General features: G+C 41.2%; 19 protein-coding genes and 1 tRNA gene. 17 read left to right on the top strand and 3 right to left on the bottom strand.

Annotated elements, in window-relative coordinates:
- The first annotated feature begins 81 nt into the window (after positions 1-81).
- From OB236_RS07055 to OB236_RS07070, 4 genes are all read left to right on the top strand, one after another.
- Positions 82-843 carry a ParA family protein gene (locus tag OB236_RS07055; RefSeq protein ID WP_076237585.1) on the top strand — a complete coding sequence of 254 codons (762 nt, stop codon included), beginning with the start codon at positions 82-84 and terminating at the stop codon, positions 841-843.
- Positions 836-1690, top strand: a complete 855-nt coding sequence (locus OB236_RS07060; RefSeq protein ID WP_076237584.1) for a ParB/RepB/Spo0J family partition protein — start codon at positions 836-838, stop codon at positions 1688-1690. Before OB236_RS07055 ends, OB236_RS07060 begins: the two co-directional genes overlap by 8 nt.
- A 365-nt stretch (positions 1691-2055) precedes the next feature.
- Positions 2056-3213 carry an aminotransferase class V-fold PLP-dependent enzyme gene (locus OB236_RS07065; protein ID WP_262683324.1) on the top strand — a complete coding sequence of 386 codons (1158 nt, stop codon included), beginning with the start codon at positions 2056-2058 and terminating at the stop codon, positions 3211-3213.
- 29 nt (positions 3214-3242) lie between these two features.
- Entirely contained in the window at positions 3243-3737 is a 495-nt protein-coding gene (locus OB236_RS07070) for a DUF4446 family protein (RefSeq protein ID WP_262683325.1), read from the top strand.
- On the opposite strand, the gene yyaC is transcribed toward OB236_RS07070, so the two are convergent.
- Positions 3709-4326 (bottom strand): spore protease YyaC, encoded by a 618-nt coding sequence (yyaC, locus tag OB236_RS07075; protein ID WP_076237581.1) that lies wholly within the window; start codon positions 4324-4326, stop codon positions 3709-3711. The two genes, OB236_RS07070 and yyaC, sit on opposite strands and share 29 nt — an antisense overlap.
- 103 nt (positions 4327-4429) lie before the next feature.
- Here yyaC and OB236_RS07080 point away from each other — a divergent pair, with 103 nt between their 5' ends.
- From OB236_RS07080 to OB236_RS07095, 4 genes are all read left to right on the top strand, one after another.
- Entirely contained in the window at positions 4430-4666 is a 237-nt protein-coding gene (locus OB236_RS07080) for a DUF3343 domain-containing protein (protein WP_076237580.1), read from the top strand.
- 13 nt (positions 4667-4679) lie between these two features.
- Positions 4680-5573: a mechanosensitive ion channel family protein gene (locus tag OB236_RS07085; protein ID WP_262683326.1), complete on the top strand. Its 894-nt coding sequence runs from the start codon at positions 4680-4682 to the stop codon at positions 5571-5573.
- A 1-nt stretch (position 5574) separates the two neighbouring features.
- Positions 5575-5796, top strand: a complete 222-nt coding sequence (locus OB236_RS07090) for a DUF951 domain-containing protein (RefSeq protein ID WP_076237578.1) — start codon at positions 5575-5577, stop codon at positions 5794-5796.
- An 86-nt stretch (positions 5797-5882) separates the two neighbouring features.
- Positions 5883-5973: transfer RNA gene (locus OB236_RS07095), tRNA-Ser, on the top strand.
- A 570-nt stretch (positions 5974-6543) separates the two neighbouring features.
- Here OB236_RS07095 and OB236_RS07100 read toward each other — a convergent pair.
- The gene (locus tag OB236_RS07100) at positions 6544-6792 is read right to left on the bottom strand and encodes a hypothetical protein (RefSeq protein WP_076237577.1); all 249 of its coding nucleotides are present in this window, start codon (positions 6790-6792) and stop codon (positions 6544-6546) included.
- A 76-nt stretch (positions 6793-6868) separates the two neighbouring features.
- Positions 6869-7051: a YjzC family protein gene (locus OB236_RS07105; RefSeq protein WP_076237576.1), complete on the bottom strand. Its 183-nt coding sequence runs from the start codon at positions 7049-7051 to the stop codon at positions 6869-6871.
- A gap of 250 nt (positions 7052-7301) precedes the next feature.
- On the opposite strand from OB236_RS07105, the gene rpsF reads away from it, so the two are divergent.
- The 9 genes from rpsF (at position 7302) to OB236_RS07150 (ending at position 15884) form a co-directional block, all read left to right on the top strand.
- Positions 7302-7586 carry a 30S ribosomal protein S6 gene (gene rpsF, locus OB236_RS07110; protein ID WP_076237575.1) on the top strand — a complete coding sequence of 95 codons (285 nt, stop codon included), beginning with the start codon at positions 7302-7304 and terminating at the stop codon, positions 7584-7586.
- 42 nt (positions 7587-7628) lie between these two features.
- A complete protein-coding gene (gene ssb / locus OB236_RS07115) occupies positions 7629-8102 on the top strand; it encodes a single-stranded DNA-binding protein (RefSeq protein WP_076237574.1) in 474 nt (157 codons plus the stop codon).
- Between the two features lie 265 nt (positions 8103-8367).
- Positions 8368-8655: a 30S ribosomal protein S18 gene (gene rpsR / locus OB236_RS07120; RefSeq protein ID WP_076237573.1), complete on the top strand. Its 288-nt coding sequence runs from the start codon at positions 8368-8370 to the stop codon at positions 8653-8655.
- A 110-nt stretch (positions 8656-8765) separates the two neighbouring features.
- Positions 8766-9872: a tyrosine-type recombinase/integrase gene (locus OB236_RS07125; RefSeq protein ID WP_262683327.1), complete on the top strand. Its 1107-nt coding sequence runs from the start codon at positions 8766-8768 to the stop codon at positions 9870-9872.
- A 1-nt stretch (position 9873) separates the two neighbouring features.
- Positions 9874-11310 (top strand): tyrosine-type recombinase/integrase, encoded by a 1437-nt coding sequence (locus OB236_RS07130; protein ID WP_262683493.1) that lies wholly within the window; start codon positions 9874-9876, stop codon positions 11308-11310.
- Complete coding sequence (locus OB236_RS07135; protein ID WP_262683494.1) at positions 11276-12871, top strand: tyrosine-type recombinase/integrase; 1596 nt, start codon at positions 11276-11278, stop codon at positions 12869-12871. The genes OB236_RS07130 and OB236_RS07135 overlap by 35 nt, the downstream gene beginning before the upstream one ends.
- Positions 12864-13304, top strand: coding sequence for a hypothetical protein (locus OB236_RS07140; protein WP_262683328.1), 441 nt, complete (start codon positions 12864-12866; stop codon positions 13302-13304). The genes OB236_RS07135 and OB236_RS07140 overlap by 8 nt, the downstream gene beginning before the upstream one ends.
- A 744-nt stretch (positions 13305-14048) precedes the next feature.
- Positions 14049-15299: an SEFIR domain-containing protein gene (locus OB236_RS07145; RefSeq protein WP_262683329.1), complete on the top strand. Its 1251-nt coding sequence runs from the start codon at positions 14049-14051 to the stop codon at positions 15297-15299.
- Between the two features lie 345 nt (positions 15300-15644).
- Positions 15645-15884: a hypothetical protein gene (locus OB236_RS07150; RefSeq protein WP_262683330.1), complete on the top strand. Its 240-nt coding sequence runs from the start codon at positions 15645-15647 to the stop codon at positions 15882-15884.
- Positions 15885-15931: the final 47 nt, after the last annotated feature.

A 15931-nucleotide genomic window follows, 5' to 3' on the forward strand; every position in this document is an offset into this window, starting at 1 on the left:
CAAACTTCTTTGTTATGCAGCTGCGTTAAGGGGCAGATTTCGTGTGTATGTTTTTCATTTAGATACTGAGGTGAACAGATTTTGGCTAAGATTATTGCAATTACAAATCAAAAGGGTGGGGTTGGTAAAACGACTACATCGGTAAATTTGGGTGCTTCACTGGCAGCATTAGGCAAACGGGTACTGCTCGTCGATATTGATCCTCAAGGAAACACGACAAGTGGTATCGGTATTAATAAAGCCGATGTTGTTTATTGTATCTATGATATGATTATCAACGATATTCACCCTAAAGATGTCATGGTCGATACGAACATACCGAATTTGAAAATCATTCCGGCTACGATTCAACTGGCAGGTGCTGAGATTGAATTAGTTCCTACGATCTCCCGTGAAGTGAGATTGAAAAAGTCATTGCAGTTGGTTAAACATTTATTTGATTATATATTGATCGATTGCCCACCGTCACTTGGCATTCTTACCGTTAATTCTTTGACTGCCGCCGATTCGGTTATTATTCCCATTCAATGCGAGTATTATGCATTGGAGGGGTTAAGTCAACTGTTGAATACGGTTCGTTTGGTGCAAAAGCATTTGAACACAACGCTGCAGATCGAAGGCGTATTGTTAACGATGTTTGACGCCAGAACGAATTTGGGTATGCAGGTGATTGAAGAGGTTAAGAAATATTTCCAACAAAAAGTATATAAAACCATTATTCCACGTAATGTCAGGCTGAGTGAGGCACCGAGCCACGGTCAGTCGATAATAACCTATGATCCTCGTTCTAAAGGTGCTGAAGTGTATATGGAACTTGCGAAGGAAGTGATCAGTTTTGAGTAAACGGCTTGGAAAAGGATTAGATGCACTTCTTCCTGCGCTTAGTATTAATGATGATGATAAGGTAATGGAAATTCCGTTATCACAACTCAGACCGAGTCCTTATCAGCCACGAAGAAATTTTAATGACGAATCGATCAATGAGCTGGCTGCTTCTATTAAGGAGCATGGGATTATTCAACCGATTATTGTAAGAAGTGTTTTGAAGGGCTATGAAATTATTGCAGGCGAGCGTCGATTCAGAGCCTCTCAAGTATGCGGGTTAGCTACCGTATCTGCTGTAATAAAGAAGTTCACTGATCAACAAGTAATGGAAATTGCTCTTATTGAAAACCTGCAAAGAGAAGACTTGAATGCTTTGGAAATCGCTATCGCCTATCAAGCTTTAATTGACCAGTTTTCTTTGACTCAAGAAGAGCTATCCGTTAAAGTTGGGAAAAGTAGATCGCATATTGCTAATTTTTTGAGACTGCTGCAATTGCCTGATGAGGTAAAACAGTATGTTTCACGTGGAACACTTTCGATGGGTCACGCAAAAGCCATTATTGGTTTGAAGGATGCGAAGCTGATTCGTGCTTTAGCTGAAAAATCAATTAAAGAACAGTGGAGCGTTCGTGAGCTGGAAGAAGAAGTGAAACGACTTGAGGATAAACCGGAAACGGCTAAAGCTAAATCCAAGTCGAAAAAGAGTGATCCTTATATCAATGAACTGGAAGAAAACTTAAGAGAATTATATAGTACAACGGTAAAAATCAAGCATAACAATAATAAAGGCAAGATCGAATTGCTGTATTACTCCAAAGATGATTTAAACAGGCTGTTAGAGATCCTGCAAGGTAAAATCTCTTAATTGTTCCAGATATCGAGTTCAAATTGTTGATGTTTAGTACCATGAAGTGGAAATACTGCGGAAGTTGCTTCGTAAGCTGTTATGGATCAGGGGCGGGGTAACAAGCTTTATGAAGAAAAAACGACTTCGTATGCGTAGTGTTTTAGATGTGCCAAGTAAGAGCATCGCATTTCGAGCCTGGGTGCAAGCGTCGATGCCAAGTAAGCTTCCTGTGTGACTTCGTGATCAAAAGGGGACTTTTTGAACAACCTTTAGAAATGGTTCAGTGTGAAATCAATCATGATAACATAGGTAGCATACCTGATTATTGCCATCTCACTTGGGCAGAATAGGTATGCTACTTTTTGTGAAGGAGAGTGTTTCGGTTGAACGTTGCTTATTTCGATCATGCCGCTTCATCCTGGCCTAAGCCGCCAGAAGTGTTGCTGGCGATGCAGGAATGTATGCTGCATGCTGCAGCCAATCCCGGTAGAGGCAGCCATCAAATGGCTGTGAAAGCAAGCCGGATTTTATTTGAAACTCGTAAGCAGCTGGCTAAACTGTTTAAAATCAAAAATCCGAATGATATTTCGTTTGCTTTAAACACCACGATGGCACTAAATCAGGCAATTCTTGGCTTCCTAAAAGAGGGAGATCATGTGATATGTACATCGGTAGAGCATAATTCGGTTCGCAGACCTCTTGAATATGTGAAGAAAACTCGTGGTGTGCAAATTACTTATGTGCAAACCAATTCCAAAGGCGAGCTTAGCCTTGATAAAGTCAAAGAAGCGGTTACGAATCGCACTTCGCTTATGGTATGTAGTCACAGTTCGAATTTACTTGGCAGTATACTGCCTGTAGCAGAATTAGGTGAGCTTTGCAAAGAAAATGGGATTAAATTGTTGGTAGACGCGGCTCAGTCTGCTGGAACACTTGATATCGATGTTGGGAAGATGGGTATTCATATGCTGGCCTTTCCCGGACACAAGAGCTTGTTGGGACCACAAGGTACTGGTGGATTATACATAGAACCAGAGCTGGAGCTGGAGCCGCTGCTATTTGGAGGTACAGGCAGTCAGTCAGAAATGATTGAGCAGCCGAACGTACGTCCGGATCGATATGAGTCGGGTACTCAGAACACAGTCGGTATTGCGGGGTTAGGCGAAGGTGTGAAGTTCGTGCTGAAAGAAACAGTAGCACAAATACATGGAAAAGAATGGGCTCAAACGCAGCAACTCATGGCATTACTCATGGAGATTGAAGGGGTGCAGCTATTAGGTCCGGATCTTGGGCAAAATAAAACCGGCATCGTTACTTTTACTATCCATCAAACGGATTCCTCGGAAGTTGCTTTTATTCTCGATCAAACCTTTAATATTGCGGTTCGTGCCGGTTATCACTGCACACCTCTTGCTCACGAAGTTGCAGGAACTCTTGAACGGGGTGCGGTACGGGCAAGTATCGGTTATTTTACAAAGGATGAAGAAGTGGATCGACTGGTTGCAGCCGTCAAAGAAATTGCCAAGCATATGAAATCATAAAGCTAGACAGACTTGCAGGGGGAATTAACATGGAAAATCTGGTACAATTATTAGACGTGAGACTGCTTTTATTGGCATGCTCCGTCCTTATTCTTGTATTTTTGATTGTGGTTATTATATTATGGAGCAAGTTAAACAAGCTTCGCAAAATGTATGTGAGTATGCTGAATGGCAGCGGAACGCTGAACGTCGAGGAGACACTAATTGAAATTCAACAAAACAATGCGGTGTTGAAGCAGGAGACAGACAATGCCCAACAGCAAATGAATGCGATTGTTGGACAAATGAAAAAGATGAAATCGAATTTGGGCGTCTACCGCTTCAATGCTTTTGCAGAGAGCGGCAGCGACCAGAGCTTTTCTATTGCATTAGTGGATGATGAGCAGGACGGTGTGGTCATATCAGGTATTCATAATCGGGATGAAACCTATGTATTTGCCAAGCCGCTGGAGCGTGGAACTTCCAAATACATGCTTTCACCGGAGGAAAAGGAAGCTATCCTTCGATCTGGGCAAAAGAAGTAGCAGTGAACCGATTTAGGCTGCTGAGCGCGACCTGAAACGATTGTGCAATAACCTCAGCCATATTGACGACCAGGCTAAGTCTTGTGTTTTGCAGCACAAAGTATTCCATAAATCCGCCAACATTCACAATGCCTGTTATGTGCATATTGCCGACTGGTGGGAGATCCTTATTAACGCCTGCACCGGGCTTGACAGGGCCGTTACCGATTTGGATGCAGCCTACACTTGCCAGCTGTCCTAAACAAGCATCAATGGCTATAATAAAGGGGTTATGGTGGAGCTGCTGGATGGACTCGAGCGTATCCTTTAAATTTACAGCGTGTACGGGTTGATCGAGTGTCCCATAGAGGTGGACGCCATGCAAGTTTTGTTTTTCCAAATAGGAGCCAACCAGAGGTCCTAACGAATCGCCTGTAGAACGATCTGTACCCACGCAAATGATGAGGATGGGCTGATGGCTGGGGATTTGTCCCAATATCGAATAAAGTCTTTCTGCGAGCGTGTCAATCGTGTTGAGGTCTGAATGTAATACCTTAATATTTTCAATCATTTGAGGGCTTGCAATCTCTCTACGAAAAGGCAATGTCATCTTATAACCTCCGTATCTTTATGAAAGAATGATATTTTTATTAGTATACGGATAGTGATGGTAATTTATACGTAACTCCATAAATAATGGGGGAGGAATCCACATGCTGCTGATGGCATTTGACTCCACACAGCAGGCGCTGCGTGCCGAGATGCTGCTAGAATATGCTGACATTGAAAACGATATGTGTCCGACTCCCAAACAGATTACGGCAGGCTGTGCATTGTCATTGGAATTCCCTGAGGACGATTTGGACCAAGTGAAGCAAATTGTGAGCGAAGAAAATGTAGAGATCCGTGGTATTTATATGAAAAAAGAAGACTATTATGTTGAGGTATAAGGTGGTTTGACAGATGAAGCAATGGCACATATCATACCTGACAGGAGAGAGCGCAGCTTCGGTAATATCATCCTGGGAGAAGCTTGGCGATCAATTGTTCCAATACATTGCTGACCCTGCGGTATGGACAGGATTTATTCTCATTCTTGTAAAGGTAACCTTTATATTATTAGGTGCAAGAATCATTATTAAGCTGGCCAACAAGGCTCTAGAGCATGTAATGGTGGAACGGGAACGAAATCCATTGAATCTGGATCGTAGACGTACCAAAACGATTGGCAAGCTACTGGGCAATATTACTTCATATGTCGTCAACTTTATTATGATCTTGATGGTTCTGAATCAATTTGGCATTCGTTTGGAGCCATTATTGGCCGGTGCCGGAGTAGTGGGCCTAGCTATCGGATTTGGGGCACAGAGCTTGGTGAAAGACGTCATAACCGGATTTTTTATCATCTTCGAAGATCAATTTGCTGTTGGGGATGTTATTCAAACCGGCACCTACAAAGGTACAGTTGAAGAAATCGGACTCAGGATCACTCGGGTTAGAAGCTGGACGGGTGAGGTTCATATTATTCCGAATGGTACGATTACGCAGGTAACTAATTTTTCAGTCAATAACTCGATTGCCGTTGTAGATGTGTCGATCCCGGCAGATATGAATATAGACAATGCGATGCAGGTGTTGAAAGATACCGTTATGAAAAATTACGAAAATAACGTAAATATGGTCAAGGAGCCAGAGGTATTGGGCGTACAAACGTTAAGCGCTTCAGAGATCATTATTCGAACAACGGTCGAATGCAAGCCTAATAGCCAGCTGCAAATATCACGCGAGCTTAACGCAGAGGTGAAAAAGGCGTTGGACAAATATCGCCTGGAAGTGGCTAGCTCAAGGGGGGAATAGCATGGAAAGAAAGCAGTATCAATTGGGGGATATTGTGCAGATGAAGAAGCCGCATCCCTGCGGGACCAACGAGATGGAGGTCATTCGTCTGGGCATGGACATCCGTATCAAATGCGTAGGCTGTAAGCACAGCGTACTCGTGCCTCGTGCCAAATTTGAAAGCAAGCTGAAAAAGGTGCTGCGCTCCAATCCGGAAGCGGCTTCCCGTGAGGGTGAGGATTAGCTTTAAAGCTGTTATAAAAAAAGTTCAGCCAGGGGGTTGCAAAGTATCTCTTGGCTGTGATACAATAGCAATTGTCCGATTTTCATGGAAAGGTACCCAAGTGGTCCAAGGGGGCTGACTCGAAATCAGTTAGGCGTCGCAAGGCGTGCGTGGGTTCGACTCCCACTCTTTCCGCCATTTTCGTTTAAGGTCCGCTGTGTGCGGTTCATATACGCAAGGTACATAAGCTAAATAAGTAGTATAAAGAAGTCTTTTACGATTCAGGTCGTGAAAGGCTTTTTTTGTCCCGTTGTGAATATCTTTGCAGTCATCCGAACTTGTTAACATTGGGGATAACATAAAGCATGATGTTGTACACATGTGGATAACCGGACGAAACAGGGAATCCAGCTACCTATTCACATATCCACAAAATGAATCCACAATGATGAAAAATGAGATTGCAGCACAAAAACGACCACAGATCATAAAGATCCGTGGTCGTTTTTGTGCTGCAGCCTTTGAAGAGGATACAGCTGCTAGTTGCTATTGATTACTTGCTGTCTTTCTTAGCGTGAGATCCGTCGCAGTTGCCTTCCGTGTTTTGAGTGTTACCACATGCACATTTACCCATTTGTGTAGCCTCCTGCCTATTTGGTTTTTCATATTGTTAAGTATATAACACTTACTTACTAAAGTAAAGCTTGTTATAAAAAATAAGTAAATGAGAACGATTATCCTTCTCAACAATATAAAAAACCGACGAAGCTAATGCCGAACTCTTTTTCTCCATGACAAACGATCGATCACGTAGCCAATAAGAGTCCAGGATAAAATAGTCGTAGTATAGAGAAGAGTCATGCTAACTCTGGTGTAGGTAAATAAAGAGTAAATCCAGGCGGGGACGCTAAGACTGTAAAAAATCATATAGACAGGGTCCGAATCATGGCCAATCATATGCATCAGGCACAATGCGGCTCCTATAGCTGTCAAGAGCAGGGTGTATGTGTATCTCATAAGGATGCTCCTTTAATGTTGTTATGGGCCTCTACACCCCCTTTAAAGCCGTGTGCGCGGGTGTAGAGGGCTTGACCTACGCTTTTCTACGTATCCACTTGCGGTTATGGTTGGAGGTTTGCGGGAAAGCCTCACCTTTCACCAAGGTAATGATTTGGGGATCATTGATGCCCATGTGAAAATCATTTTCTCCGACCTCGATGTACTTCCCGTCATTGGGAGCTGTATCACCTGGACTGAATTGACGCCATTCGCCCATCGTTGTTAGACCTCCTTACGAAGTATATAGATAGAGTGCCCAGCAAGGGTTCAAGTCATGACGATAAATATTGCCAACTATCCCTTTTGGGGACATTAAGAAGAAGCATTTGAACTTGCACTTGTTATTGTCCTCACGTTTTGATATAGTATTACAGTGCGAGTTTTGAATACTATTTAATTGCTCGCTCCTTGCTCCGATTGACCATTGTCGATCTGTGGAGCCGTTTAGTCCAAAAGGAGGTGAAACCATGCGCAAATATGAGATTATGTATATCATTCGTCCGGATATCGAACAAGAAGCTGTTCAGGCTACGGTTGAAAAGTTTCAAAACATCATCAACAACGGTGGAGAAATTACGAAGCATGATGTTATGGGTAAGCGCCGTCTTGCGTATGAGATCAACAAGCATCGTGATGGCCATTATGTGTTAGTTAAGTTCAACGCTAACAATACGGTATTGACCGAGCTTGATCGTGTAATGAAGATTTCTGATGAAATCATTCGTTTCCTGATCACACAAGATGTAGCGTAAACAGTACGAAATGCTGTAATTGACATGCTGGGAGGGTTTAGATTGCTAAATCGTGTGATTTTGATCGGAAGGCTTACTAAAGACCCTGAATTACGTTATACTCCTGCGGGAGTAGCTGTAACTACGTTTACACTAGCTGTGGATCGTCCTTATGCGAACCAACAGAAGGAACGGGAAGCAGACTTTATCCCTGTTGTGACATGGCGTCAGCTTGCTGAGACATGTGCCAACTATCTGCGTAAAGGTAGACTTGCCGCAGTAGAAGGCAGAATGCAGGTACGTAACTATGACAATAACGAAGGTCGCCGCGTATACGTGACGGAAGTCGTTGCTGATAATGTACGTTTCCTGGAATCTTCCAATAGTGGTGGAGGAAATCGTGAAGAAGGAATGGGCGGCCGTCAAGATCAAGGCTATGGTCAACAGCGTAATGCTGGACCGCGCGACAACAATCAAGATCCATTTCAGGATGACGGAAAACCGATTGATATTTCCGATGATGATTTGCCATTCTGAGCGGTGGATTTATGTGTAATCTAGATTATGCTAATTAAAGCCCGTAGGTATGCGGATTTTAGTCATTTATAAGTGTGTAATCTGGAATACAAAAACAATGACCTAGCCGGTGATTATGACCGGATCAGAATTATGTGTGTAATCTTGGGTATAGCAATTCAAGTGTAGCACTTGGCAAGATCATTATAGAATGTGAAATGATGATGTTGTGGATGTGGCTTTAGTCCATTCACAGAAATATTTTAACTGAAAGGGTGAAACAGCGATGGGTTTTCAAAGAAGAGATAACAATAGTGAAGAACGTGGCGAACGCAAATTTGGCGGCCGTAAGGGCGGCAAGGGCGGAAAACGTCGTAAAGTATGTTACTTCACTGTAAATAAAATTACTCACATTGACTATAAGGATATCGAAACGCTTAAGAAGTTTGTAAGCGAACGTGGAAAGATTCTTCCGCGTCGTGTAACTGGTACTTCGGCTAAATACCAACGTGCATTGACAATTGCGATCAAACGCTCCCGTCAAATTGCGTTGCTACCTTATACAACGGAATAGTTCAACCATAAAAAAAGACCACTACTTTTTAGTAGTTGGTCTTTTTTTGTTGCTATGGAAGATTATTTGTCCTAATATGGGGATAAATAGCTGAATTTGACGGTGAAGGTATGCAACTAAAAAAAACTGTTTCATCAATTGTTTTGGTTGATAAAAACATGAGAATTATTCCTGAGGTCCTTGATTTCATAAATTATCTTATACAGAATGGAAGCTCAGTTAACACTATTGAAAGTTATTTAAGGGATTTGAAAGTCTTTTATGAATGGATGAGCGAAACCGGATATCAATTTTTTGAAGTAAAGACCAGGGATATTAGAGATTTCGTAAGATTTATTGATGGCAGACATAGATCTGGAAAAGTGAGTGCTTCTACTTTGTCGGGCTACCTGTCCACAGTCAACTCCTTTTACCGACATCATGCAACAATGGGCGGTTGGGTTATAGAAAACCCTATTGCAAAAACTTTTGATCGGGATAACCCTCAAGCTAATCAAGGCTTTTTAAGGCATGTAATTTCCCCGCTAAATAAAAATGGAATTCATTATTTAAAGAGGAAGAAAAAAAAGAGCTCTATAGATATAAAGTGGATCAGATATCAGGAAGCGCTACAATTTTATAAAGCAATCGGAGAGATATGGAGTACGAATGAAGATCTGATGATTCGTAATAAATTAATCTTTAAATTGTTATATGAATCAGGTTTTAGAATCAGTGAAGTGTTGCACCTGCGAATGGATGATTTTGATTATCCTGATGGCGTCAGAAAAACCGGTAATTTATATTTGGTAGAAAGAGATGAACCCAACCCAGACCGTCAACTAAAAACAGGGGAGAGAATCGTACCTGTATCAAGCGAATTGTTGGCTGAAATAGATAATTACATTATGTATCACCGTCCGGAAAAAGAAGGGGTTCGGCATATCTTCGTTACGCATCACGCAAAGACTAAAGGTGAGCCCGTAAGCCGAACGAGCGTCGAGGACTTTTTTAGAGAAGTATCAGAGTATTCCGGAATTAAGTGTACACCACATGCCCTAAGGCATACCCATGCGTCAAATTTAAAGGAGATGGGTTTAGATCTCACGGTGATCAGTGAAAGATTAGGACATAGTATTGTAACAGCATCGAAATATGGAAAGATGTCCCTAGACACACAGATCATGGCTTTTGAACGTTACCTGGAGACAAAAGGAGAAATGGACCGACTTGAGTAACGTGTCTTACTTAATTGATAAGAAAAATGATGTATGGACTATTCCATCAAAAGAGGATCAAGGGAATTATTACTTTTATTTTGATTTTTTTTCGAATGAATGGATAAAAGAAGAAATAAAAAATTATACCTTGGACTGTTTAGAAGTAGGAAAAATAAAAGCATCATCCTCACACCGGTATAATTATAGTTTACGGCATTTTTTTGAGTATCTTGAGTTCAACGAAATCCAAATTGAGACGTTTGCTGATTTAACACCCAAAATCATCGAAAAATTTATCCATTACTTAATGGTAGAGGTTGAAACATCTTCAACACGAGCTGTGGCCTTATCTGCTTTAAAGCATTTGTTAAATTACGGGGAGATATTTGAGTTGGAGGGTTATCCTAAAATTCATCTGTTTGATCGTACAGCATTTCGAATGTTGCAAACAGAAGACATCTTGAAGAGTATGATTATCCCAGACCCCGTTATGCAGCAGATCAAATCAGCCGCGGATGATTTATTAGCCCAAAAAGATTATGATTTAAGATTGCTAGGTTGTCTTATTATCATATGCATGTACACTGGGATACGTATTTCGGAAGCTCTTATGTTAAATGAAAATAGTATTACAAATGACTTTTTCGGCAAACCGCTACTAGAGGTTATCAGTGAGAAAAATGAAACAGAGCGATATATAGTGGTGAGACAGGAAGTTGTTGATACTATTGAGCTTTTAAAGGAATTATCAGCCGAAAATAGATCTATATTGGGAACAAAACGTCTATTTGTGCATTACTTGCCGAATGCAAAAAGAGCAGAGTACCTATGGCAAGTGACTGCACGATCGTGGCTTAAAAAGAGATTTGTAAGGAATTATGGCATCAGTCATGTTCCGGGGGAGTTATACGAGCTTACTTTTCATCAATTTCGGCATACATTAGCGACGGATATGCTGGCTAATGGAATGAGCCCGACTGAAATTAAAGATTATTTAGGTCATGAGTCACTTCATTCCACAAGGCTCTATGCAAAGGTTCGGAATAGCAAGTTAGTTCAAGCTTATAAGAAACTTGGGTTTATCGGCCTGATTGTAAATAGCTTGGAAGATATTTCAGATCAAGACGATAAAAAAATTAATGAATCGGAAAGACTTATGGCCCAGTTGCCAGATGGTCTCTGTGCCAGACCAATAAAAGAGAAAGTAAGTAACTGTAAACAACCCAATGCCTGCTTATTCTGTCCAAAATTCATAACAACCCCTGAATTCTTAGAAACACATAAAGACCACCTTCAACGGATTAGACAAGATAAGAACTCTTATAAGGAAGAACGCTTTATTGGTACTGATTATTTGATTAACGAAACAGAAGCAGCATTGTTGGATATCATCCTACGTTTGGAGAGGTTTGTGGGCATTGATGGAACAAGGAAACAGACTTCTAACGGAGTATGATCCAAGTCTAAAAGATAAAGACGACTTTCGTTGTGGTAATAGTATGTTCTCTGAGGATGTTTGGGATTATAAAGGCTTTGTTGATGCTCCTCATTGGAATGATGCGAAGTTTAAACTTAATTTTAAGGATCTAGATCAATGGACGTCTATAAAACTTACGGTTAAACAGTACATCGCGGCAGAAATATTATCTGTTGGTTTTAATTCTGTAAAAAGAAAATTAGCTGCATTTAATCAACTTCGTAAATTTCTACTTACACGAGGAGATGTCCTGTCTTTTTTAGATTTTTCTCGGGAAGTACTAATAGGTTATTTTAATTATCTATTAGATGCAAGGAGTGAGCGAGACGATTCTTTATTAAATGGGATGACCATAAAAAAATCCGCTCAAGTAGTAAAAGAGCTTTTACAGAGTGGTTCCATAAAAGGGTGGAGCGTATACCCGAACACTTCTTTTGTTGAGGGGTTATATGAAAAACATATATTAAAGAACAAACGAATAAGGACGGATACTAAGTTTGGCTCAAGTAAGAAAGAATTACCCGAGGAAGAGGTCATGAGTCGGGTTATCGAATTAGCACAGACAGAAGCAGACGTTTTGACTGGCACAAGTATCATTTTGCAGACTCAATTGGGTATACGCATCAGTGAGGCATTGTCGACAAAAGAGGGCTGCATCAAAATTATTGGTGGGGATCCCCACATTGAGTATATCGGGGGGAAAACCAAAAAGGAAAGGATAACCATTCTTAAGCCGGTAAACAGTCTCGTGGTAAAAATGGTGGAGCGTCTTGAAGAGTACACTAGACCTTTAAGATTGCAATCAGGCAGTCCCTACTTGTTTCTTGATTTCCGGGACTACGATCGACAAATTGTTATAGCTTCATTTAGTAATTGGACAAAAAACCGAATTCGACCCTTCTTAGAAAAAAATAATCTTAGGAAAGCGAATGGCAAACTTGTTGATTTATCCAGCCATCATTTTAGGCACCTATTTGCAACTAAAGCAATTGAAGGTGGTATGCCTATACATGTAGTAGCTGATATGCTTGATCATGCTTCTATACAAATGACAGAAACGTATAATCATGCTCAGGAAAAGCTGAGAAAGGTTATGGTTGATGTTTTATCTGGGGAGATGCCCGTGTCTAGTACGAATAAAGTTGTATTGGAGGCACTTAAAGGCCAGCAAAATCCTTTTAAGGGAAAAACAACAGATCAGATGGATAAAATGCGCAGAGCCATGAAAATTGAAATTTTACCACATGGACTTTGCCTTCACCATCCGCTGCGTGGTGACCCTTGTGCCCAGGATGGTGTATGTTTAGGATGCAATTACTTCCTGGCACCCGCCGAGATGTTACCTCAATACGAAGCACGCTTAGCGAGGGTAAATCAAGAGCTTCAGGCAGTTCCTGAAGGAGAAAAATCCATCTATAATTCTAAACTGAGGTATCAAGCTGGCCGCCTACAGAGTTACATACAAGATCTAAGTGCTAAATTGGCTAAAAAACAAATGAAGCTGGGGATTGATGAAGCGGTGGTAGCAAGCAATGAATGAAAACGAACTTACGTTAGCTGAAAGGAATAGACTAAGAACCACTGAGAAGGTTCAGAATGCCCTTGAATCGTTCAAACGTAGTAAGAAGGTTCTCAACATAGCGGAGGTTTCTAAGAAGGCTGGAATAACCCGAAAAACGCTTTATAATCGGGAAGATTTAATGGCATTAGTTCGAGAGTCACAAGCTTTGATTAAAGATAAGACAAAGCCAGATAGAAATAATGAAAAAAAAATGTCCGTACAGGAGAAGCGTTTGCTAGTTCTTCGAAATGAGAACAAACGGCTAAAAGAAGAACAGAAGTTACTACTGGAACAAAATAAAATCCTAACAGAGCAAGCTATCGATCTGCAGCAACGGCAGGTTTCTTTGGAGGAATCATTACTGTTAATTCGACAGGGGAAGGTCACCCCATTAAAACAATCAACGAATTAATTACTCAACTTTCATCTAATGGTCTTTTGCTTCAGGGTGCAGCCACTGGAAATATTCGAAGAACTTTGGTCGAAGGATGATCTCATTGAAGCAGTCCTTACGACAAGTTATGATACATTATCATGGTACTATAAAACCTTGATATATCAACGTTTTTCGCATTTTATGATGGTGCTGTTACACCGTAAATAGTGCCATTAGTGGTCACGCTCCTATAGGATTAGTTTTTTGTTGCCCGTCATATCATTGGTCGTGAATCCATTTCTGTCAATCATTGTTTAATTTGTAGGTAGAATCTTTTCTTGCTTTGGCAATGAACGCGTTCAGTTCATCATGTTGACGCTGATCAAAAGGCTTCTTACTACCAAAGCCATGCTGGAATCGAAGATAGCAAAGTTGAACGTCCTTACTGTTAAGAATGAGTACAGCCGTGAGGAAATACTTGATCTTATTTCTAGATTTGTAATTACGGCTGAGGTCGTTCCGTTTATTACGAAGAAAGACAAACGCGAATCATCTAAAGTTAAGCCGATTATAACTTATGAATTAAGTATATTTGACGACATTACTAGAATATAGTTGTGACTCAAGTTGTTCAACAACGATAGATTGACAAGTAATTCCAGCCAAGCTATGATCATTTTATTGTGGAAATACCGTGCAAGAAAGGGCCGTGAAAATAAACAATCGCTGCCCTTTTTTGATGCGTCCAACAACACTGAATTTTTTTGGGGGGGATTTGTTTTGAGTGAAGAAAAAGTGCCAGTTGTTTTTATCTCATATTGCTGGACAACCAGTGAACACATGCAATGGGTCTTAGATCTAGCCACAAGACTTATGGAGAAATCAGGAGTTGAGGTAATCCTTGATAGATGGCATGGGGTGGTTGGCCATGACAGGTATCAGTTTATGGAGGAAAGTATAAAAAAGGCGGATAAAGTTATCGTTATTTGTGATGAGCAATACTGCCAAAAGGCAAACAATAGGCAAGGGGGGGTAGGAACAGAAACTTTGATCATCACCCCAGATGTGTACCAATACACAAAACAGGAGAAATTCATTCCAATTGCACTAAAGAAAAAAGATAACGGAGATTATCTTCTCCCGACGTATATTAGTTCTCGATTCGCACTCGGTATGACTAAACCTGATGACTTTGAAAGAGATTATGTGCAGTTGGAGAGATTGATTTGGCAAGAACCACAGTTGAAACCACCTACACGTGGTACAAAACCGAACTTTGAAGTCAATACGATTGAAAAAGGAAAACAAGAGCAGGTACCTATTTTAGACACTGATTGCGAGGATGAGAGAGTTGTGTGGTTATTACCACGTGGCTTCTTACTTTATAGAGATATAACGTTCTCTTCAAGTTCTTCGTGGGCTTGTACCGTAGCTTATTATGATTACGATGGGGAATGGAAGCATGGTACTCACTATCATGAGTCATATTCAAGGGGATGGGAAGATAATATCGAAACTCAGTATAGAAAACTCTCGATCCAGAAGTCAGACTGGCAGTGGTGTAGAGCACCGTTAAACTTTCTTCAGGAATTAAGAGAAGTTAGCGAAGTGGTAGATATTAAAGATATGGTCAGTAGTCAGCCATATTCAGTACTTTATTATGCCCCAGGTGAAGAGATACCAATTCCTAAGGTTCCAGATGAATACACATTTTATTATGATACAGGGGATTTACGTGATCTTCAGCATAACATAAGGGAATTGGTTAAGAATGTAAATAACGAGACTACGGAAGAATATCATAAACATGCGGTTGCTCTTAGACAATCAACTTACATTGATTCAATGAAATTCCTAGGAAAAGAGCATCCCTCACTCGCATTTATTAAAGAAATTGTTGATGAATATAACCAAACGCTTTCTAAAAATGAGATTAAAACGTGGCTAGAAAAAATGGAAAGTATTTTAACTACTACTCTGAATCATGAATGGGACGAGTGGCAAAAGGAACTAAAAAGAAAAAAGAAATGAAGATTAACGTTCCTCACTGATTACTATGCGGACTAAAAGAATTGGAAGCAACTAAAAGGTATGAATGATCAACAGGATATTCTCAAATTGGGTACAGAATATCCTGTAATACTGGTAAACTACAACCAACCTTATCTGGGCAATGTTACATAAGGTCAAAACGTTATGGCTGCCATGACTGCCGTAAGGGGGACCGTGCCGGACGAGGCAATCCTAGAGACGGTACGCACCTTTATCGGCGTGGAGTACCGAAACCAGTGGGTGGCAACTGTGGGCGGCGTGCATTATTACAACAATTCAATCGGCTCTAGCCCCGCCCGTACCGTCGCCACCCTGCACGCACACGTGGGCCGAGTGCTTCTGATCGCCGGCGGGAAAGATAGGAAGGTACCGTTTGACGAGATGGCCAGGCTGCTGCCTGATCATGTCAAGGTGTTGCTTGTTGATCGGCGAAGCGGCCAGTCAAATCGAGGCTGCAGCACTCAGAGTGCCGAGTTGCCCGCCTATTTTCAGCTGCGAAGGCCTGGCCGAGGCAGTGGCGCAGACGCACAAGCTGGCCGCACCGGGCGACACGGTGCTGCTTAGCCCTGTTTGCGGGTGGTGACAGCTTCGCTGGTAGTACCCCATGCCCA

This window comes from Paenibacillus baimaensis, from assembly GCF_025567575.1.